The organism is Cupriavidus sp. CP313 (assembly GCF_054072015.1).
In genome coordinates this window covers 412,901-430,713 of the sequence record NZ_JBSVZB010000004.1, presented here as the reverse complement: position 1 = coordinate 430,713, position 17,813 = coordinate 412,901, and the positions used below count along the sequence as shown (strand labels likewise).

19 protein-coding genes are annotated in these 17,813 nt (G+C 67.3%); 9 read left to right on the top strand and 10 right to left on the bottom strand.

All coding sequences use genetic code 11. The features are described from left to right. Window positions 1–33: 33 nt before the first annotated feature. Genes ACW4E8_RS08550 through ACW4E8_RS08540 form a run of 3 tightly spaced genes read left to right on the top strand, consistent with a single transcriptional unit; the run spans window position 34 to window position 3,730 of the window. Window positions 34–2,649 (top strand): ABC transporter permease, encoded by a 2,616-nt coding sequence (locus ACW4E8_RS08550; protein WP_456804090.1) that lies wholly within the window; start codon window positions 34–36, stop codon window positions 2,647–2,649. Between the two features lie 24 nt (window positions 2,650–2,673). After that, the gene (locus ACW4E8_RS08545) at window positions 2,674–3,090 is read left to right on the top strand and encodes a group II truncated hemoglobin (protein ID WP_456804089.1); all 417 of its coding nucleotides are present in this window, start codon (window positions 2,674–2,676) and stop codon (window positions 3,088–3,090) included. 43 nt (window positions 3,091–3,133) lie between these two features. After that, window positions 3,134–3,730 carry a DUF924 family protein gene (locus ACW4E8_RS08540; RefSeq protein WP_456804088.1) on the top strand — a complete coding sequence of 199 codons (597 nt, stop codon included), beginning with the start codon at window positions 3,134–3,136 and terminating at the stop codon, window positions 3,728–3,730. A gap of 24 nt (window positions 3,731–3,754) precedes the next feature. On the opposite strand, the gene ACW4E8_RS08535 is transcribed toward ACW4E8_RS08540, so the two are convergent. The 10 genes from ACW4E8_RS08535 to ACW4E8_RS08490 all read right to left on the bottom strand — a co-directional run bounded on the left by ACW4E8_RS08535 (window position 3,755) and on the right by ACW4E8_RS08490 (window position 11,268). Further along, complete coding sequence (locus tag ACW4E8_RS08535; RefSeq protein WP_456804087.1) at window positions 3,755–4,339, bottom strand: LOG family protein; 585 nt, start codon at window positions 4,337–4,339, stop codon at window positions 3,755–3,757. Further along, window positions 4,336–5,037 (bottom strand): TetR/AcrR family transcriptional regulator, encoded by a 702-nt coding sequence (locus tag ACW4E8_RS08530; protein ID WP_456804086.1) that lies wholly within the window; start codon window positions 5,035–5,037, stop codon window positions 4,336–4,338. Before ACW4E8_RS08530 ends, ACW4E8_RS08535 begins: the two co-directional genes overlap by 4 nt. Before the next feature lie 102 nt (window positions 5,038–5,139). After that, window positions 5,140–5,625: a diacylglycerol kinase gene (locus ACW4E8_RS08525; RefSeq protein WP_456804085.1), complete on the bottom strand. Its 486-nt coding sequence runs from the start codon at window positions 5,623–5,625 to the stop codon at window positions 5,140–5,142. Continuing rightward, window positions 5,552–6,673, bottom strand: coding sequence for a glycosyltransferase family 4 protein (locus ACW4E8_RS08520; protein ID WP_456804084.1), 1,122 nt, complete (start codon window positions 6,671–6,673; stop codon window positions 5,552–5,554). Before ACW4E8_RS08520 ends, ACW4E8_RS08525 begins: the two co-directional genes overlap by 74 nt. Window positions 6,674–6,734: 61 nt before the next feature. Then, window positions 6,735–7,697 carry a UDP-2,3-diacylglucosamine diphosphatase gene (locus tag ACW4E8_RS08515; RefSeq protein WP_456804115.1) on the bottom strand — a complete coding sequence of 321 codons (963 nt, stop codon included), beginning with the start codon at window positions 7,695–7,697 and terminating at the stop codon, window positions 6,735–6,737. A 152-nt stretch (window positions 7,698–7,849) separates the two neighbouring features. Beyond that, window positions 7,850–8,830: an esterase/lipase family protein gene (locus tag ACW4E8_RS08510; RefSeq protein WP_456804083.1), complete on the bottom strand. Its 981-nt coding sequence runs from the start codon at window positions 8,828–8,830 to the stop codon at window positions 7,850–7,852. Next, window positions 8,827–9,360 carry an RDD family protein gene (locus ACW4E8_RS08505; protein WP_456804082.1) on the bottom strand — a complete coding sequence of 178 codons (534 nt, stop codon included), beginning with the start codon at window positions 9,358–9,360 and terminating at the stop codon, window positions 8,827–8,829. The genes ACW4E8_RS08510 and ACW4E8_RS08505 overlap by 4 nt, the downstream gene beginning before the upstream one ends. 120 nt (window positions 9,361–9,480) lie before the next feature. Continuing rightward, the gene (locus ACW4E8_RS08500; RefSeq protein WP_456804081.1) at window positions 9,481–10,272 is read right to left on the bottom strand and encodes a DUF3106 domain-containing protein; all 792 of its coding nucleotides are present in this window, start codon (window positions 10,270–10,272) and stop codon (window positions 9,481–9,483) included. Window position 10,273: 1 nt separating this feature from the next. After that, complete coding sequence (locus tag ACW4E8_RS08495) at window positions 10,274–10,705, bottom strand: DUF3619 family protein (RefSeq protein WP_456804080.1); 432 nt, start codon at window positions 10,703–10,705, stop codon at window positions 10,274–10,276. Further along, window positions 10,702–11,268: an RNA polymerase sigma factor gene (locus ACW4E8_RS08490; RefSeq protein WP_456804079.1), complete on the bottom strand. Its 567-nt coding sequence runs from the start codon at window positions 11,266–11,268 to the stop codon at window positions 10,702–10,704. Before ACW4E8_RS08490 ends, ACW4E8_RS08495 begins: the two co-directional genes overlap by 4 nt. Before the next feature lie 379 nt (window positions 11,269–11,647). On the opposite strand from ACW4E8_RS08490, the gene ACW4E8_RS08485 reads away from it, so the two are divergent. The 6 genes from ACW4E8_RS08485 (at window position 11,648) to lysM (ending at window position 17,490) form a co-directional block, all read left to right on the top strand. Beyond that, window positions 11,648–13,411: an acetolactate synthase 3 catalytic subunit gene (locus ACW4E8_RS08485; protein WP_456804078.1), complete on the top strand. Its 1,764-nt coding sequence runs from the start codon at window positions 11,648–11,650 to the stop codon at window positions 13,409–13,411. Further along, complete coding sequence (ilvN, locus tag ACW4E8_RS08480; protein WP_010809144.1) at window positions 13,411–13,902, top strand: acetolactate synthase small subunit; 492 nt, start codon at window positions 13,411–13,413, stop codon at window positions 13,900–13,902. Before ACW4E8_RS08485 ends, ilvN begins: the two co-directional genes overlap by 1 nt. 122 nt (window positions 13,903–14,024) lie before the next feature. Continuing rightward, a complete protein-coding gene (ilvC, locus tag ACW4E8_RS08475) occupies window positions 14,025–15,041 on the top strand; it encodes a ketol-acid reductoisomerase (RefSeq protein ID WP_456804077.1) in 1,017 nt (338 codons plus the stop codon). A gap of 245 nt (window positions 15,042–15,286) precedes the next feature. Next, window positions 15,287–15,937 (top strand): phosphatidylserine decarboxylase, encoded by a 651-nt coding sequence (locus ACW4E8_RS08470; RefSeq protein ID WP_456804076.1) that lies wholly within the window; start codon window positions 15,287–15,289, stop codon window positions 15,935–15,937. A gap of 25 nt (window positions 15,938–15,962) precedes the next feature. Continuing rightward, window positions 15,963–16,862, top strand: coding sequence for a CDP-diacylglycerol--serine O-phosphatidyltransferase (gene pssA, locus ACW4E8_RS08465; protein WP_456804075.1), 900 nt, complete (start codon window positions 15,963–15,965; stop codon window positions 16,860–16,862). Window positions 16,863–16,986: 124 nt separating this feature from the next. Beyond that, window positions 16,987–17,490, top strand: coding sequence for a peptidoglycan-binding protein LysM (lysM, locus tag ACW4E8_RS08460; protein ID WP_456804074.1), 504 nt, complete (start codon window positions 16,987–16,989; stop codon window positions 17,488–17,490). Window positions 17,491–17,813: the final 323 nt, after the last annotated feature.

Here is a 17,813-nt window from a genome sequence, read left to right as displayed (position 1 = left end):
GCCGCCGCCAGAAACCAAGAACCAAACCAACCGATGCCTTCCGAGTCCGCCATCGAAGCCCCGGCCACACCCGCCAACCCCGCCGGCACGCGCCCCGCGCATGGCGGCCGCTTCTCCGCCTGGCGCCAGGCGTTGCGCATGGCCCGGCGCGACTGGGTGGCGGGCGAGCTCTACCTGCTGCTGTTTGCGCTGGTGCTGGCCGTGGCCGCGCTGACCAGCGTGGGCTTCATGGCCGACCGCATGCGGCTGGGGCTGGAGCGCGACGCGCGCCAGATGATCGCGTCCGACGTGCTGCTGGTGGCTGACCAACCCTTCGATGCCGCCTTCGCGCAGCGTGCGCAAGTGGCCGGGCTGGCCGTGGCGCAGACCGTGACCTTCCCGAGCATGGCCACCGCCAACGGCAAGGCGCCGGCTGGCGGTGACGCCCCCAGCCAGCTGGCCGCGCTCAAGGCCGTGACCGACGGCTATCCGCTGCGGGGCAAGCTCAAGGTAGCCAGTGCGGCGGGGGCGCCGGATGCGCCCGCCGAAGGCATTCCCGCGCCGGGCACCGTATGGGTCGACGAGGCGTTGCTGGGCGCCCTGGGGGTTGCCGTGGGCGACACCCTGCAACTGGGCAGCCGCAGCTTCCGCATCGACCGCATCATCACGCAGGAGCTTGATCGTGGCACCGGCTTCATGAACTTCGCGCCGCGCGTGCTGATGCCGCTGTCGGACCTGGACAGCACCGGGCTGATCGGCTGGGGCAGCCGCGTGACCTACCGGCTGCTGGTGGCCGGCCCCGACGCCGCCGGCGCTGCCTTCCAGAAATGGGCGCAGGACGAGATCGAACGCCGCAAGCTGCGCAACACCCGGATCGAGTCGCTGGAATCGGGCCAGCCGCAGATGCGCGCTACGCTGGACCGCGCCGAGCGCTTCCTGTCGCTGGTGGCGGTGCTGTCGTCGATGATCGCGGCGGTGGCCATCGCCATGTCGGCGCGCCGCTATATGCAGCGCCACACCGATGCCTGCGCGGTCTACAAGTGCCTGGGGCTGTCGCGCGGGCAGATCCTGCGCGCCTTCGGCCTGGAGTTCCTGCTGCTGGGGGCGGCGGGCGCGCTGGCCGGCGTGCTGCTCGGGTACCTGGCGCACTATGGCCTGCTGTTGTCGCTGGGCGGGCTGCTGCGGGTGTCGCTGCCGCAGCCGTCACTGCTGCCGGCACTGGTGGGCGTGCTGGCCGGGCTGGTGCTGCTGGCCGGGTTTGCGCTGCCGCCGCTGCTGGCGCTGACACGGGTGGCGCCGCTGCGGGTGCTGCGCCGCGATATCGGGCTGCCGCCGGTGTCGGCCTGGGTGGCCTATGCGCTGGGCCTGGGCGCCTTTGTCGCGCTGCTGCTGGTGGCGGCGCGCGACCTGCGGCTGGGGCTGACCACGGCGGGCGGCTTTGTCGCCGCGGGCGTGGTCTTCGCGGTGCTGGCGCTGGGGCTGCTGACGCTGCTGTCGCGCCTGCTGCGGGGGCGCCTGCGCGGGCGCGCGGCGATGGGCTGGCGCTTTGCGCTGGCGGTGCTGGAACGCCGCCGTGCGGTGACGGTGCTGCAGACCGTGGCGCTGGCGGTGGGGCTGATGGCGCTGCTGCTGCTCGGCATGACCCGCAACGACCTGGTCGATTCCTGGCGCAAAGCCACGCCGGCCGACGCGCCCAACCGCTTCATCATCAATATCCAGCCGGACCAGCGCGAACCGCTGCGCCAGATGCTGGCCGGCGCAGGCATCAACGACCTGCTCTACCCGATGGTGCGCGGGCGCCTGACCCATATCGGCGAGCGTGCCATCCGCGGCGACAGCTTCGAAGACGGGCGCGCGCGCAACCTGGTCGAGCGCGAATTCAACCTGTCCTATACCGATGCGCTGCCCGAGGGTAACCGCGTGATTGCCGGGCGCTGGTCCGACGGGGCCAAGGGGTCGGACGCCGGCGCATCGGTGGAAGAGGGCATCGCCAAGACGCTGGGCATCCGGCTTGGCGACACGCTGCGCTTTGACGTGGCCGGCCAGGCGGTGCAGGCCCGCGTGACCTCGCTGCGCAAGCTGGACTGGGGCTCGATGCGCGTCAATTTCTTCGTGATCCTGCCGCCGCAGGCGATGCAGGGGCTGCCCGAGACCTACATCACGTCGTTCCACCTGCCGCCCGCCAGCGCGGCACTGGGCAACCGGCTGATCGCGGCCTTCCCCAATATCACCGTGGTCAATACCGACCTGATCCTGCGCCAGATCCAGGACATCCTGGACCAGGTGATCGCGGCGGTGGAGTTCCTCTTTGTGTTCACGCTGGCCGCCGGCGTGACCGTGCTGTACGCGGCGCTGTCCGGCGCGCGTGATGAGCGCATGCGCGACGCCGGCCTGCTCAAGGCGCTGGGTGCCTCGGCCGCGCTGGTGCGCCAGACGCAGTACGCCGAGTTCCTGGTGGTGGGCGGGCTAGCCGGATTCCTGGCCAGCCTCGGCGCGATCGCGGTGGGCTGGGGGCTGTCGCAGTTCGTCTTCGATTTCCCGTACCGCTTCAATGTCTGGATCGTGCCGGTGGGCGTGGTTTCTGGCATGCTGTGCGCTTTTGCCGGCGGCTGGCTGGGCCTGCGCGAAGTGCTGCGCCAGCCCGCGCTGGCGACCTTGCGTGATGCCTGAGTGGCTGCGCAGTTTGAGTGTGTGATGAGTACTGAATCCAACGACAAGCCCGGCACGGCCGAGGTGACCGCATTTGAACTGGTGGGCGGCGAAGCGCGCGTGCGCGAGCTGGTCGACCGCTTCTACGACCTGATGGACCTGGAGACCCAGTTCGCCGGGCTGCGCGCGCTGCACCCGCCCTCGCTGGAGGGCTCGCGCGACAAGCTGTTCTGGTTCCTGTGCGGCTGGCTGGGCGGCCCCAACCACTTTATCGACCGCTTCGGCCATCCGCGCCTGCGCGCGCGCCATATGCCGTTCGAGATCGGCGTGAGCGAGCGCGACCAGTGGATGCGCTGCATGGCGCTGGCAATGCAGGATATCGGCCTGTCCGAAGACCTGCAGCTGCGCCTGATGCAGGCGTTCTTCCAGACCGCTGACTGGATGCGCAACGTGGCGCGCTGAGGCGCCGCCGCTCCCTTCTTTCCACCGAAAGGTTTCTCAGCCCATGACAGACCAACTGCCTGAAGACGCCCTGCGTTTGCTCGATTTCTGGTTCGACCAGCCCGGTTCGGCCGCCTGGAATACCGAGCGCCCGCAATGGTTCACCAAGTCGGACGCCTTCGATGCGCAGATCCGCACGAACTTCCTGTCCGACTGGCAGGTCGCCTGCGACGGGGCACCGGACGACTGGTCGGTCACGCCCGAGGGCGCCTGCGCGCGCGTGGTGCTGCTGGACCAGTTCCCGCGCAACATGTTCCGCAACGATCCACGCAGCTTTGGCAGCGATGCGCTGGCGCTGGCGCTGGCCAGGCGCATCGTCGCCACCGGCATGGACCGCAAGCTGCCCACGGACCACCACCGCATGTTCTGCTACATGCCGTTCGAGCATGCCGAGGCGCTGGAGGACCAGGACGAGGCGGTGCGCCTGATGACGCAGCTGCGCGAGGCCAGCGGCGGGGTGGTGGATGTGGTGGAGTGGGCCGAGAAGCACCGCGCGATCATCGCGCGCTTTGGCCGCTTCCCGCACCGCAATGCGGTGCTGGGCAGGCAGAGCACTGCGCAGGAACTGGCGTTCCTGCAGCAGCCGGGCTCGTCGTTCTGAACGAAGCCGGGAGCAGGGGCGCGCTCAGGTCTTGTCGCGCGCGGCCTGCCACTTGTCGACGCGCACGCGCGGCGCGGCCGCCAGCTGGCCTAGCAGGCCGGCGGGCGTGTCTGCCACATGAAGCAGGTCGGCATGCACCTGCTTCATGAAGCCTTCCTGCACGGCGTGCGCAAGGAAACCCAGCAGGCCGTCGTAGAACCCGGCGACATTCAGCAGGCCCACCGGCTTGTCGTGGTAGCCCAGCTGCAGCCAGGTGAAGGTCTCGAACAGCTCTTCGAAGGTGCCCACGCCGCCGGGCATGGCGATAAAGGCATCGGCGCGGTCGGCCATCATCTGCTTGCGCTCGTGCATGTTGCGCACCACGTGCAGCTCGGTCAGGCCGCGGTGGCCGACTTCCTTCTGCATCAGCGCGTCGGGGATGATGCCGATGGCGCTGCCGCCATGTTCCATCACGGCGTCGGCGACGATGCCCATCAGGCCCACTTTGCCGCCGCCGTACACCAGCGCCAGGCCGCTTTCGGCCAGGGTGCGGCCGAGCAGGCGCGCGCCTTCGGCGTATTCAGGACGGTTGCCGGGGCTGGACCCGCAATACACGCAGACGGATTTCACTTTGCTTCCTTTGCCGCGTCGGCTGCGGCCTTGGCTGCCGCGTAGTCGCGCGCCAGCTGATCGAATGCGTCCCGGGCCCGGCCGCGCAGGTAGGGCGCCAGGATCGAGAAGATGTGGTAGCTCGATCCGTGCAGGTAGCCGCGGATCTGCTCGGGGTCGTTGTACTGGCGCGGATGCTGCACGAACTGGAACGACAGCCAGTAGGTGGCGATCACCACGATATTGGTGCAGATGGCCTCGACCTGCTCGGGCGTGGCTTCCATCTCGCCGTCGTCGATGAACTGGCGGCAGATCTCGTGCGCAAAGCGCTTCTTCTGCTCGACGATGCGCTTGAAGTTGGTCTCCAGCATCCGGTTGCGCGCCAGCAGGTCGTTGATGTCGCGGTACAGGAAGCGGTAGTTCCACAGGAACTCGGACATGTACTGCAGGTAGCCCCAGCTTTCGTCCAGCGTGGCCTTGTGGTCATCCGGCATCTTCAGGCGCCGTTCCATCTCCTGCTCAAAGCGCACGAAGATGGAGTTGATGATGTCGTCCTTGTTGCGGAAGTGGTAGTAGAGATTGCCGGGGCTGATCTCCATGGCTTCCGCAATGGTCGTGGTGGTGACGTTGGGTTCGCCGACTTCGTTGAACAGGCGCAGCGAGACGTCGAGGATGCGGTCCCTGGTGCGGCGGGGGCCGGTTTGCGGTTTCGGTTCCATGGGCGTCCGGGCGATCGGTGCGATCAGTGAGTCGGGGGGCAGGGTAGCGATTATAAGCAATCGGCCCGGCCACCCCATCCGGCATCCCCGGCGCGTGACGGATCAGCCCGCCAGCGCCCGCACCCAGCGCGCCACGTGCGGCCCGGCGATGGCGACCCAGGTGCCGCCGCACAACACCAGCGCCAGCATCACCGCGGCGCTGCCGAAATCCTTGGCGCGCTTGGACAGGCTGTGCCGCTCCAGCGAAATGCGGTCAATCGCCGCCTCGACGCTGGAGTTGAGCAGCTCCACGATCAGCACCACCAGCAGCGTGCCCAGCAGCAGGATGCGTTCGACCACGTCCACCGGCAGCAGGAAGGCCCACGGCGCCAGGATCACCACCAGTGTCAGCTCCTGGCGGAACGCGCTCTCTTCGAGCACCGCATAGCGCAGGCCCGACAGAGAATTGATGGCCGCATGCCAGGCGCGCGTCAGGCCGCGGTTGCCCTTGTGGGGATTCTGCTCGATCGAATATTCAGTGCTCTGGGCTGCCTGCGGCGGCCTCTGCAGAGGCGGGTCGGACGGCAGTTCCGGATGGGGTTTGGACATGGCTTTGCAGGGCGGGTTGGGCCGCTGCGCTGTCCCGGCCTGGATTGCCGGCAGCGAACGGCCGAAGATGGGTCAGGAACTGCTCGGAGGCGGCGCGCCAGGAGAACCGCTCGGCGTGGGCGCGGGCCGTGGCGCGGTCGATGCGCAGCGCTTCCAGGCAGGCTTCGCGCAGGTCTTCGTGCATCACGCCGGCGGGGCTGTCGCCCAGCACATCGATCGGGCCGGTGACCGGATAGGCGGCCACGGGCAGCCCGCTGGCCAGCGCTTCCAGCAGCACCAGCCCGAAGGTGTCGGTGCGGCTCGGGAACACGAACACATCAGCCGAAGCATACACCCGGGCCAGTTCCGGTTGGCTCAGCACGCCAAGGTAGTTGACGCCCGGATAGCGCGCACGCAGCGCCGCCAGCGCGGGGCCGTCGCCGACCACCCATTTCGACCCCGGCAGGTCCAGCGCCAGGAAGGCCTCGACGTTCTTCTCCACTGCCACGCGGCCCACGTACAGGAAGATCGGGTGGGCGGTGTTGAGCACATTGGGGCGCTGCAGCGTGAACACGTCCAGGTCCACGCCGCGCGTCCACAGCGCGGCGTTGGTGATGCCATAGTGCCGCAGGTCGTCCAGCACCACCGGGGTGGGTGCCATCACGGCCTGGGCCGGGCCGTGGAACCAGCGCAGGAAGCGGTACGTCCACGCCAGCGGGATGCCGAAGCGTGCCTGCACGTATTCCGGAAAGCGCGTGTGGTAGGCCGTGGTGAAGGGCAGCCGGCGGCGGATCGCGTGGCGCCGCGCGGCCAGGCCCAGCGGCCCTTCGGTGGCGATATGCAGGGCGTCCGGAGCGAAGGCTTCGATGCGGCGCTGCACGCGCGTCGCCGGGAACAGCGACAAGCGGATCTCGGGGTAGGTCGGGCACGGCACGGTGCGGAATTCCAGCGGCGTGATCATGTCGACCGTGTGGCCCATGGCCTCCAGTTCGCGGCGCGTGGACTTGAGCGTGCGCACCACGCCGTTGACTTGCGGTTCCCAGGCATCGGTGACGATCAGGATCTTCATGCAGCCTCCTCGGGCGCGGTGGAAGGGCAATGCGGATGGGGCAAAGGGTGGCAGGCCGGGATCAGCCCGCCACGGCGGCGCGGCGACGGCGGCGCGTGGCCGGTGCCGGCGCGTCCAGCAGCGTGGTCCAGTAGACGATCTTCAGCTCGCCTTCCATGGTCTCGACCAGCGCCGACAGGCTTTCGACCCAGTCGCCGTCGTTGCAGTAGAGCTGGCCGTTGACCTCGCGGATCTCGGCCTTGTGGATATGGCCGCAGACCACGCCGTCGCAGCCGCGGCGGCGCGCTTCATCGACCATCGCGCTCTCGAAGGCGCCGATGTAGTTGACCGCGTTCTTGACCTGGTGCTTCAGGAACTGCGACAGCGACCAGTACGGGAAGCCCAGGCGCGCGCGCAGCCGGTTGAAGTGGCGGTTCAGCGCCAGGATCACCGTGTACAGCGAATCGCCCAGGTAGGCCAGCCAGCGCGCGTGCTGCACCACGCCGTCGAACAGGTCGCCGTGCACCACCCACAGCCGGCGCCCGGTGGCGGTGACGTGCACCGCTTCTTCGCGCACGGTGATGTCGCCGAAGGCCATGCCGTCGAACTGGCGCGCGGCCTCGTCGTGGTTGCCGGGCACGTAGATCACTTCAGTGCCCTTGCGTGCCTTGCGCAGCAGTTTCTGCACCACGTCGTTGTGGCTCTGCGGCCAGTACCAGCCGCGGCGCAGTTGCCAGCCGTCGATGATGTCGCCGACCAGGTAGAGCTGCTCGGACTCGTTGTGCTTGAGGAAGTCCAGCAGGTAGTTGGCCTGGCAGCCGGGCGTGCCCAGGTGGATGTCCGACAGCCAGATGGCGCGGTAGCGCTGGATCGGGTGCGGCTCGGGCGGGTAGGTCTCTTGCTGTTCGCGTTGGGGCGCCAGCGCGGCGGCATCCAGGGCCGGCGCCATGAAGGCGGTCAGCGGCGCGGCGCTGTCGGGGCCGCTGGCCCAGTTGCTCTCAGGGCTGCGGCGCAGCCATTGCGTCAGTTGCGCGGCCTTCGACAGATACCCGCGGGCAGATCGGATTGCTTGCACTATGGCAGTCCCGGTTGCGGCGATGGCTGCATTCAGCCAGCCCGCGATGACGGTGCCGTGACGGAAACATGACTGACATATGAATCGTGGCGGAAGTGGAACAGCCCGCGCTGGCGCAGCTGTCAGTGCCCGCGGCCGGACAGCTCTGCGAGGGCGTCGAGCACCGCACGCACGGCGACGGGATGGCGCAGCAGCGTGACGTGGCCGATGCCGGCCAGCGGGATATGCCCGGCGCCGTCGAGCCAGCCGGTGCAGGGCGGCCCGGCGATCGAGTCATGCCAGCTGAAGATCGAGATCATGCGCGCGCGGCGGCGCGGGGTTTCCGCGGCGGCTAGCGCGCGCAGCCAGGGGCTGCCGCAACGCATCTGGCGCGCATTGGGGCCGCCGCCAAAGCGCGCCAGCGCGCTGCCGTGGTGGGGGCTGCCCAGCGTCACCACGCCGGCGCAGACGTCGTCGTCGCCCGCCAGCTGCAGCGCGGCGCGCGCGGCCAGCCCGCCCATGCTGTGGCAGACCAGCAGCGGTGGGCGCCCGGCCTCGGCTGTGATGCGCCGCATGGCGGCCAGCAACGTGCGTGCGTAGTCGTCGATGTCGCCGAACACCGGCTTGAGCTCGATCCCTTCGCAGTGGTAGCCGGCGGCGGCCAGCGCCGGCTGCATGTCGAGCCAGATGGCCTGCCCGCAGGCGTAGCCATGCACCATCAGCACCGGCGGGGCGTCGCGGCCGGGCAGGGCGTCAAGCGGTGCGGCAAAGGGCGCGTGCGCGCGGAATGGCTGCAGCCAGTCGAACATGCGCAGCACGGCCACGCACTCGGCCGCAAAGCAGCGCAACGCGTCAGGCAGGCGCAGCGGCCGGCGCGTGGCGGCGAGTTCAACGGGCGGTGCGGGCGGGTGATTGCCGCGCCCGACCCACAGGCCGCGCCCGCTCAGGGCGAAAGCGAAGGCAATGCCGCTGGCAAAGCTGCCGAGGATGGTCGCCACGCCGGCGGCGACCGCGCCGGGCCATGGCCAGCCGCCCAGCCGCACCAGCCCGGCGGCGATGCCCAGCGCGGCGGCCGCCTGCAAGGTCACCGCAAGGCGGCGGATGCCGGCAGCCGACAGGCTCATGGCTTGGGCGGGCGCAGGTCGGTCAGCCGCGTGCCGGCCAGGCGGTCGTGCAGGAACTGGCGGCGCGGATCCAGCCACGCCAGCAGGATCCAGACCAGCAGGCCGGCGCACAGCACCCCTACGAACGGCCCCTTGACCAGCCCCAGCAGGTGGCCGATCGCGGCCGATGGCGGCAGCCACAGCCATGCCAGCACGTAGCGCAGCGCCGCCTGCGGCCAGCGCGGCGGCACGCCGGCGGCGTTCTCGACGCGCATGCGCCAGGTCTGCATGGCCAGGGTCTGGCCGTTGCGTTGCCAGAACCAGGTGAAATACAGGCCCATCACCAGGAAGCTCCACACCTGGATCACGAGCGGCCCGTCCACGCCAAGCTTCTGCAGCAGCGGCCGCACCAGCAGGTAGGCAGCGGTCGAGGCGCTCAGCACGCCGAACAGCAGCACGCCCTCATAGAGCATGCAGGCGATGCGGCGGCGCAAGGGCGGGGCGGCGGGGCGGGCTGCGGCGGGCTTGGGATTTAGGGTGGCAGCGGGCATGGAAGGCGAAGAAAGCTGGGCTGGCGCGCGGGGGCATGGTGGTGCCGGCGCGGGTCAGTCGGGGCCGGCCTTGCTTCGCTGGCCGGCGTGAGACGGCCATTATGCCAAATGACTTGGGGATTACTGGCGCACGGTGGCGTCAGAAGCCGCGGCTGCCGCTTCGGTGGCGACCTCGGCTGCGGATGCCGGTGCGGCGAGCGCTGCCGGTGCCGAGGCGGCCGCTGCCGAGGCGGCGGTCACGGCAGCGGGCGCGGAGGCAGGTTGAGCCTGGGCTTCGCTGGCGGGCTTGCCGGCAGTGTGGCCACTGTGGCCCGCTGCGGCGCTGGCCGTTTTCGGCTCGCGGTGGAGCTGGCGGCTGGTGTCGCTGGGCAGGCGCTTGCCGCTGGGCAGCGCGCTGACAGCGCCGGGGCGGCGCGGCACGTGGTCGGTGGCGGCCAGCTTCTTTTTCTGCTCTTCGGGCAGCTGCTGGTACTTGTCCCAGGCCTCGGCCTTTTTCTCGGCCGGCAGCGAGCGGGTGATCTGGTAGTTCTCGCGCGCCAGCCGGCGTTGCTGCGGGGTCATCTTGACCCATTCCGCCATGCGCGCCTGCAGCCGGGCCTGCTCGGCCGGGGAGAACTTGGGGTAGCGCTCGGCGATGCGCAGCCATTTGTGGCGGTTCAGTTCCGGCAGGCTGTCCCACAGCGGCTGCAGCGGGGCCAGGATGCGCTGGTTGACCGGGCTCAGGTCGGCCCAGGCCGGCCGGGCATTGGTGGCATGGGCGGCCTGCGCGGCGGCAGGCGCTGTCACCGCGGAAGCCCCCTGCGCATGCGCCGCGGGCGGCAGCAGGCCCCAGCAGGCGGCTGCGCCGGCGCCGGCCAGCAGCGCGGCCAGCCGGCGGCGCAAGGCGTCGGGGTGGAACATTGCGCGCGCCATGCTATTGCCCGCGCTTCAGGAACACGTGGAAGCCCTCGTCGGCGTAGGCCGTGGGCGGCAGGTCATCAAGCAGCATGGCGGCGTCGATATCGGCCAGTTCCTCGATGCGCTTCTGCTCCTGCCAGTGATAGATGCCCATCAGGCCGGCGGCCAGTGCCACCAGCGTCCAGATCAGGCCAAGGCGGCGCAGCCAGGCGCCGGCGCGGTGCAGCGGCGAGCTGTCTTCATCAAACAGCGGGACGTGCATGCCAGGCATGGCCAGTTGCGGGACCAGCACGGGCGCCTCGGCCTTCTTGCGGGCGACCGCCATCCGGCGCGCAGCGGCGAGCCGTTCGGTGATGTCGGCCGGCAGGCCGTCGGCGCCGGCATCAAGTGCCGCCCGAATCTCATGGGCAAACCGGCGTTCGCGGATTTCTTTGTCGTTTCTGCTCATAGTCGGACCCCCCGTGCGCGCAGGGCCTGCGCAAGTGTGTGCGTGGCACGGGAACAGTGCGTCTTGACGCTGCCTTCGGAGCACCCCATCACGGCGGCGGTTTCGGCGACGTCCATATCTTCCCAGTAACGCATCAGGAACGCCTCGCGTTGACGCGTCGGCAGGCGCTGGATTTCCTGCTCGATGATGTGCATGACCTGGGCGCGCTCGACCTTGTCGGCGCTGCTTTCGGCCGATTCAGAGCCGGCCTGTGCCTCCAGCGTCTCCAGCAGGTCATCGTCGTCGCCGTCGCGGTCGGTGCGCAGGCTGGAAAACAGCGAGACCCAGGTGTTGCGCACCTTCTGGCGGCGGAACCAGTCGTGGATGGTGTTCTGCAGGATGCGCTGGAACAGCGGCGCCAGCTCGGCGGCGCCTTTGTCGCCGTACTTCTCGGCCAGCTTGATCATGGCGTCCTGGACAATATCCAGCGCGGCCTCGTCGTCGCGGACCGCAAAGACGGCCTGCTTGAAGGCGCGGCGCTCGACGCTGGCAAGAAAATCGGACAGTTCCTGGTCGGTGGCCATTCAGGCGGTTGCGGCTCGTTGCTGCGGGACAAATGCCCGGTTCTGGTGAATGTGCTGCGTACGGCCCGTGGCACATTCAAGGTGCTGCGATGCTAGCAAAAAAACGACCCCCTGTACCACTTTGTATTGCTGCAAATACATTGCGGCACGCAAAAGATCCGCCGCAACTCCGGAAAATCCCTCACGCGCAGGCCAAAAACAACCGTAGACCGCGCTGGTGCATTGCAGTATCATCGCCGGTTCACACGACATCAGTGGTTGTCTCATCCGGCCGCTTATGAGGCGGTCTTCCATGCAGACGCGCAACGCTTGAACCCGAGCCACAAGCCCGGCAGAGAGCATCCAAACAATTTTTTGCCGAAAATTGCAAAGGACTGAAATGAACATGCCCAGCGCGGAATTCTCCCACGCAGACAGCAATTCATCTGCCGCACCCGAAATGATCGGGGCGGAAATTCTCGTTCACGCACTTGCCGAAGAAGGCGTCGAGTACGTCTGGGGCTACCCCGGCGGCGCAGTGCTGTATATCTACGACGAGCTCCACAAGCAAACCAAGTTCGAGCACATCCTGGTGCGCCACGAGCAGGCCGCGGTCCATGCTGCAGACGGCTATGCACGGGCAACCGGCAAGGTGGGCGTGGCGCTGGTGACCTCCGGTCCCGGCGTGACCAATGCCGTCACCGGCATTGCCACCGCGTACCTTGACTCGATCCCGATGGTGGTGATCACCGGCAACGTGCCGACCCACGCCATTGGCCAGGACGCCTTCCAGGAGTGCGACACCGTCGGCATTACCCGCCCGATCGTCAAGCACAACTTCCTGGTGAAGGACGTGCGCGATCTCGCCTCGACCATCAAGAAGGCGTTCTTCATTGCCGCGACCGGCCGTCCGGGCCCGGTGGTGGTGGACATCCCCAAGGATGTCTCGCGCAATGCCTGCAAGTACGAGTACCCCAAGTCGATCGACATGCGCTCGTACAACCCAGTGAACAAGGGCCATTCTGGCCAGATCCGCAAGGCCGTGGCGCTGCTGCAGGGCGCCGAGCGTCCGTACATCTACAGCGGCGGCGGCGTGGTGCTGGCCAATGCCAGCGATGAGCTGCGCCAGCTGGCGGCGCTGACCGGCCACCCGGTGACCAACACGCTGATGGGCCTGGGCGCGTTCCCCGGCACCAGCAAGCAGTTCGTCGGCATGCTCGGCATGCACGGCACGTATGAAGCCAACATGGCCATGCAGAACTGCGACGTGCTGATCGCCATCGGTGCCCGCTTCGACGACCGCGTGATCGGCAACCCGGCGCACTTCACCTCGCAGGCGCGCAAGATCATCCATATCGACATCGATCCGTCGTCGATTTCCAAGCGCGTCAAGGTCGACATCCCCATCGTCGGCAACGTCAAGGACGTGCTGCAGGAACTGATCGCCCAGATCAAGGCCAGCGACATCAAGCCCAAGCGCGAGGCGCTCGCCAAATGGTGGGAGCAGATCGAGCAATGGCGTTCGGTGGACTGCCTGAAGTACGACCGCAGCTCCGAGATCATCAAGCCGCAGTATGTGGTGGAAAAGATCTGGGAACTGACCAAGGGCGATGCCTTCATCTGCTCCGACGTCGGCCAGCACCAGATGTGGGCGGCGCAGTTCTACAAGTTCGATGAGCCGCGCCGCTGGATCAACTCCGGCGGCCTGGGCACGATGGGCGTGGGCCTGCCGTATGCGATGGGCATCAAGAAGGCGTTCCCGGAGAAGGAAGTCGTCACCATCACCGGTGAGGGCTCGATCCAGATGTGCATCCAGGAACTTTCGACCTGCCTGCAGTACGACACCCCGGTGAAGATCTGCTCGCTGAACAATGGCTACCTGGGCATGGTGCGCCAGTGGCAGGAGATCGAGTACGACAACCGCTACTCGCACTCCTACATGGACGCGCTGCCCGATTTCGTCAAGCTGGCCGAGGCCTACGGGCACGTCGGCATGCGCGTCGAGAAGACCGCGGATGTCGAGCCGGCGCTGCGCGAAGCGTTCCGCCTGAAGGACCGTACCGTGTTCCTGGACTTCCAGACCGATCCCACCGAAAACGTCTGGCCGATGGTCCAGGCGGGCAAGGGCATTTCTGAAATGCTGCTCGGCGCGGAGGACCTGTAATGCGTCACATCATTTCGGTCCTGCTGGAAAACGAACCGGGCGCGCTGTCGCGCGTGGTGGGCCTGTTCTCGGCCCGCGGCTATAACATCGAGACGCTGACCGTGGCACCCACCGAGGATGCCTCGCTGTCGCGCATGACCATTGTCACCTCCGGCTCGGATGACGTGATCGAACAGATCACCAAGCACCTGAACCGCCTGGTGGAAGTGGTCAAGGTGGTCGACCTGACCGAAGGCGCGCACATCGAACGCGAGCTGATGCTCGTCAAGGTGCGCGCGGTGGGCAAGGAGCGCGAGGAAATGAAGCGCACCGCCGACATCTTCCGCGGCCGCATCATCGATGTCACCGAGAAGACCTACACCATCGAGCTGACCGGCAACGGCGTCAAGCTCGATGCGTTCCTGGACGCCATCGACCGCACCGCCATCCTGGAGACCGTCCGTACGGGCGGCTCGGGCATCGGCCGCGGCGAGCGCATCCTGAAGGTCTGACCGGGCCCCGGCTCACCCGCACGGCTTCACGCAGTATCCCCGGGGCGGCGCGATCCGGGCGCACACGATGCGTCCGAGGATGCCGCCCCCTCATACAAAAGACAGAGATTGAAGGAATCATCATGAAAGTGTTTTACGACAAGGACGCCGACCTCTCCCTGATCAAGGGCAAGAACGTCACCATCATCGGCTATGGCTCGCAGGGCCATGCCCACGCGCTGAACCTGAAGGACTCGGGCGTCAATGTGACGGTCGGCCTGCGCAAGAGCGGCGCGTCGTGGAACAAGGCCGTCAACGCCGGCCTGCAAGTGAAGGAAGTGGCCGAGGCCGTCAAGGGTGCCGACGTGGTCATGATCCTGCTGCCGGACGAGCAGATCGCCGACGTGTACAAGAACGAAGTGCACGACAACATCAAGGAAGGCGCGGCGCTGGCCTTCGCCCACGGCTTCAACGTGCACTACGGTGCCGTGATCCCGCGCGCCGACCTGGACGTGATCATGATCGCGCCGAAGGCCCCGGGCCACACCGTGCGCGCCACGTACGCACAAGGCGGCGGCGTGCCGCACCTGATCGCCGTGCACCAGAACAAGTCCGGCGCCGCCCGTGACATCGCGCTGTCGTACGCCACCGCCAACGGCGGCGGCCGTGCCGGCATCATCGAGACCAACTTCCGCGAAGAAACCGAAACCGACCTGTTCGGCGAGCAGGCCGTGCTGTGCGGCGGTACCGTCGAGCTGATCAAGGCTGGCTTCGAAACCCTGGTGGAAGCCGGCTACGCTCCGGAAATGGCCTACTTCGAGTGCCTGCACGAACTGAAGCTGATCGTCGACCTGATCTACGAAGGCGGCATCGCCAACATGAACTACTCGATCTCCAACAACGCGGAATATGGTGAATACGTCACCGGCCCGCGCGTGGTGACCGAAGAGACCAAGAAGGCGATGAAGCAGTGCCTGACCGACATCCAGACCGGCGAGTACGCCAAGAGCTTCCTGCTGGAGAACAAGGCCGGCGCCCCGACGCTGATCTCGCGCCGCCGCCTGACGGCCGAGCACCAGATCGAGGAAGTGGGTGCCAAGCTGCGCGCGATGATGCCGTGGATCGCCAAGAACAAGATGGTCGACCAGTCGAAGAACTAAGCTGCCTGGCTGTCTGATGGCCCGCGCCGCACGGCGGCGGGCCGAAGCCGTTCAGCGTTCCGTGCCACGCCCTTCTATCATCAGAGGGGAGTCGCGGGGCCTGAACGGCTTTTTGTTATGCTTGTCAGACTTTGGGCAAGGCGTGCATTATCCTGCTCCGCAACCACGGGGCGCCGCCCGATGGTGGCTATCGCCGCCGCCGCGCCGCCTTGCCATGGTCTTGTATCCACCGACACCTGTACTGCATGAACTATCCTCATCCGCTGATCGCCCGTGAAGGCTGGCCGTTCCTGGCCGGCGCCTTTGTCATCTCGCTGCTGGTGCACGCCAGCGCGGGCTTCTGGTGGGCGTTGCCGTTGTGGATCATCACGGTATTCGTGCTCCAGTTCTTCCGCGATCCGCCGCGCCCGATCCCGTCGCAGCCCAACGCGGTGCTGGCCCCGGCCGACGGCCGCATCGTCGTGGTCGAGAAGGTCCAGGATCCGTTCGGCGGCCGCGAGGCGCTGAAGATCAGCGTCTTCATGAACGTCTTCAACGTGCACTCGAACCGCGTCTCGGTCGACGGCACGGTCGAGAAGGTCGAATATTTCCCCGGCAAGTTCGTCAACGCCGACCTGGACAAGGCCTCGGTCGAGAACGAGCGCAACGCCGTGCTGATCCGGCGCACTTCGGACGGCCAGCTGGTGACGCTGGTGCAGGTGGCCGGCCTGGTGGCCCGCCGCATCCTGTGCTACACCAAGGTGGGCGACAGCCTGTCGCGCGGCCAGCGCTACGGCTTTATCCGCTTCGGCTCGCGCGTGGACGTCTACCTGCCGCTCGATGCGCGTCCGCGCGTGACCATCGGCGAGAAGGTGTCGGCCTCGTCGACCGTCCTCGCCGAACTCGACGTGAAGTGAGCGACAGCCTGACCGGAGGACTGTGATGGTTGCCTTCCATCGACGTAACAAGCGCAACAGCAGCGGCAACGTGACCCACCTGCGGCCGTTCCGCCATAACCAGCTGCGCGGCACCGACGACGACTTCGACGACGAAGCCGCCGACGACCACGACATCGTCTACCAGCGTCCGCGCCGGCGCGGCATCTACCTGCTGCCCAACGCGTTCACCACCGCGGCGCTGTTCGCGGGTTTCTTCGCCATCGTCCAGGCCATGAACATGCGCTTCGATGCGGCGGCCATCGCCATCTTTGCGGCGATGGTGCTGGACGGCATGGACGGGCGCGTGGCGCGCATCACCAATACACAGAGTGCGTTTGGCGAGCAGTATGACTCGCTGTCGGACATGACCTCTTTCGGGGTTGCGCCGGCGCTGGTGATGTATGAGTGGATCCTGCATGACCTGGGCAAGTGGGGGTGGATAGCCGCCTTTGTCTACTGCACCTGCGCTGCGCTGCGCCTGGCGCGCTTCAACGCCAACATCGGCGTTGTCGACAAACGTTTCTTCCAGGGGCTGCCGAGCCCTGCGGCCGCTGCGCTGGTCGCAGGCTTCGTCTGGCTGGTGATCGACAACAAGCTGCCGGTCAAGGAGCTGTGGATGCCGTGGGTGGCGTTCGGCATTACGCTGTACGCCGGCCTGTCGATGGTGTCCAACGCGCCGTTCTACAGCGGCAAGGCGCTGGACGTGCGCTACCGCGTGCCGTTCGGCATGATGGTGCTGGTCCTGGTGCTGTTCGTGGTGGTGTCCACCGATCCGCCGGTGGCGCTGTTCGGCCTGTTCGTGGCCTATGCGATCTCGGGCTATGTGCTATGGGCCTGGCGGGCGATGCACGGCAAGCCGGCCATCGAGAAGAAGCAGCGCGAGAACGGCGGCAAGGCTTCGTAGACGTTTCAGGCAGAAGGGCGCTCAGGCGCCCTTCATGCTTTTCCGGATTCACAATTGTTTTCATGCCGCGGCCATCAAGCCGTGGCACTCTGCAGTGTTTTCCACTCACCGTCAGGAGGATGTCATGGGCATGTTCGACTTCATCAAGGAAGCGGGAGAAAAGCTGTTCGGCACTGGCGAGGCCAAGGCCGCGCAAGAGGCCGCCGCGGCGGATGCCTCGGCGGAGAAGGTCGATGCCGCCAATCGCGCCGCGGGCGATGCGATCGAGGGCTACATCAGGAAGATGGGCCTGGATGCCACCGGGCTGATGGCGCAGGTGGACGGCTCGCAGGGGCTGGTCACCGTGTTCGGCGTGGCACCGGACCAGGCCACGCGCGAGAAGATCATCCTGTGCGCCGGCAATGTCGAGGGCGTGGACAAGGTCGAGGACAAGATGTCCGTCAACGTCGAATCCGTGGAATCGACGTGGCATACCGTGGTCAAGGGCGACACGCTGTGGGCGGTCTCCCAGGCTGCTTATGGCAACGGCGCCGAGTACAACAAGATCTTCGAGGCCAACAAGCCGATGCTGAGCCACCCGGACAAGATCTACCCGGGCCAGAAGCTGCGCATTCCGCCCAAGGGCTGATCCGCCGCTGGCGCGTCCGGGCAAAATGGGCTAAACCCTGTATTGCATGGGCGCGCCAACTCGGCTATAGTCGCTGGCATGATTTCGCGCCAAGTCCTAATCGCCCGCACCACCCTAGGTGGCCTACTAGGCCATCAGGTCGGGACGCGCGCGCGCTAAGGACGGACTTACCCCTTAGCGCGAAATCCGCAAGGAATTTTTCCAACGCCCCGGCCTGCTCCATGCACGCCGGGGCGTTTTGCATTCCACAGCCGTGGAGCGCGGAACAGGCGGTAGGCCCCGGACGCAGCATGCCGGGGACAGCACACGATAAGCAATCAGGA

What these genes read in the sequence shown, in the direction of transcription:
- ACW4E8_RS08550 (WP_456804090.1), top strand. Translation starts at nt 34, where the DNA reads ATGCCTTCCGAGTCCGCCATCGAAGCCCCGGCCACACCCGCCAACCCC.
- ACW4E8_RS08505 (WP_456804082.1), bottom strand. Translation starts at nt 9,360, where the DNA reads ATGCCCGCTGCCACCCTAAATCCCAAGCCCGCCGCAGCCCGCCCCGCC.
- ACW4E8_RS08540 (WP_456804088.1), top strand. Translation starts at nt 3,134, where the DNA reads ATGACAGACCAACTGCCTGAAGACGCCCTGCGTTTGCTCGATTTCTGG.
- ACW4E8_RS08525 (WP_456804085.1), bottom strand. Translation starts at nt 5,625, where the DNA reads ATGTCCAAACCCCATCCGGAACTGCCGTCCGACCCGCCTCTGCAGAGG.
- pssA (WP_456804075.1), top strand. Translation starts at nt 15,963, where the DNA reads ATGGTTGCCTTCCATCGACGTAACAAGCGCAACAGCAGCGGCAACGTG.
- ACW4E8_RS08470 (WP_456804076.1), top strand. Translation starts at nt 15,287, where the DNA reads ATGAACTATCCTCATCCGCTGATCGCCCGTGAAGGCTGGCCGTTCCTG.
- ACW4E8_RS08500 (WP_456804081.1), bottom strand. Translation starts at nt 10,272, where the DNA reads ATGGCGCGCGCAATGTTCCACCCCGACGCCTTGCGCCGCCGGCTGGCC.
- ACW4E8_RS08520 (WP_456804084.1), bottom strand. Translation starts at nt 6,673, where the DNA reads ATGAAGATCCTGATCGTCACCGATGCCTGGGAACCGCAAGTCAACGGC.
- ACW4E8_RS08490 (WP_456804079.1), bottom strand. Translation starts at nt 11,268, where the DNA reads ATGGCCACCGACCAGGAACTGTCCGATTTTCTTGCCAGCGTCGAGCGC.
- lysM (WP_456804074.1), top strand. Translation starts at nt 16,987, where the DNA reads ATGGGCATGTTCGACTTCATCAAGGAAGCGGGAGAAAAGCTGTTCGGC.
- ACW4E8_RS08495 (WP_456804080.1), bottom strand. Translation starts at nt 10,705, where the DNA reads ATGAGCAGAAACGACAAAGAAATCCGCGAACGCCGGTTTGCCCATGAG.
- ilvC (WP_456804077.1), top strand. Translation starts at nt 14,025, where the DNA reads ATGAAAGTGTTTTACGACAAGGACGCCGACCTCTCCCTGATCAAGGGC.
- ilvN (WP_010809144.1), top strand. Translation starts at nt 13,411, where the DNA reads ATGCGTCACATCATTTCGGTCCTGCTGGAAAACGAACCGGGCGCGCTG.
- ACW4E8_RS08530 (WP_456804086.1), bottom strand. Translation starts at nt 5,037, where the DNA reads ATGGAACCGAAACCGCAAACCGGCCCCCGCCGCACCAGGGACCGCATC.
- ACW4E8_RS08510 (WP_456804083.1), bottom strand. Translation starts at nt 8,830, where the DNA reads ATGAGCCTGTCGGCTGCCGGCATCCGCCGCCTTGCGGTGACCTTGCAG.
- ACW4E8_RS08545 (WP_456804089.1), top strand. Translation starts at nt 2,674, where the DNA reads ATGAGTACTGAATCCAACGACAAGCCCGGCACGGCCGAGGTGACCGCA.
- ACW4E8_RS08485 (WP_456804078.1), top strand. Translation starts at nt 11,648, where the DNA reads ATGAACATGCCCAGCGCGGAATTCTCCCACGCAGACAGCAATTCATCT.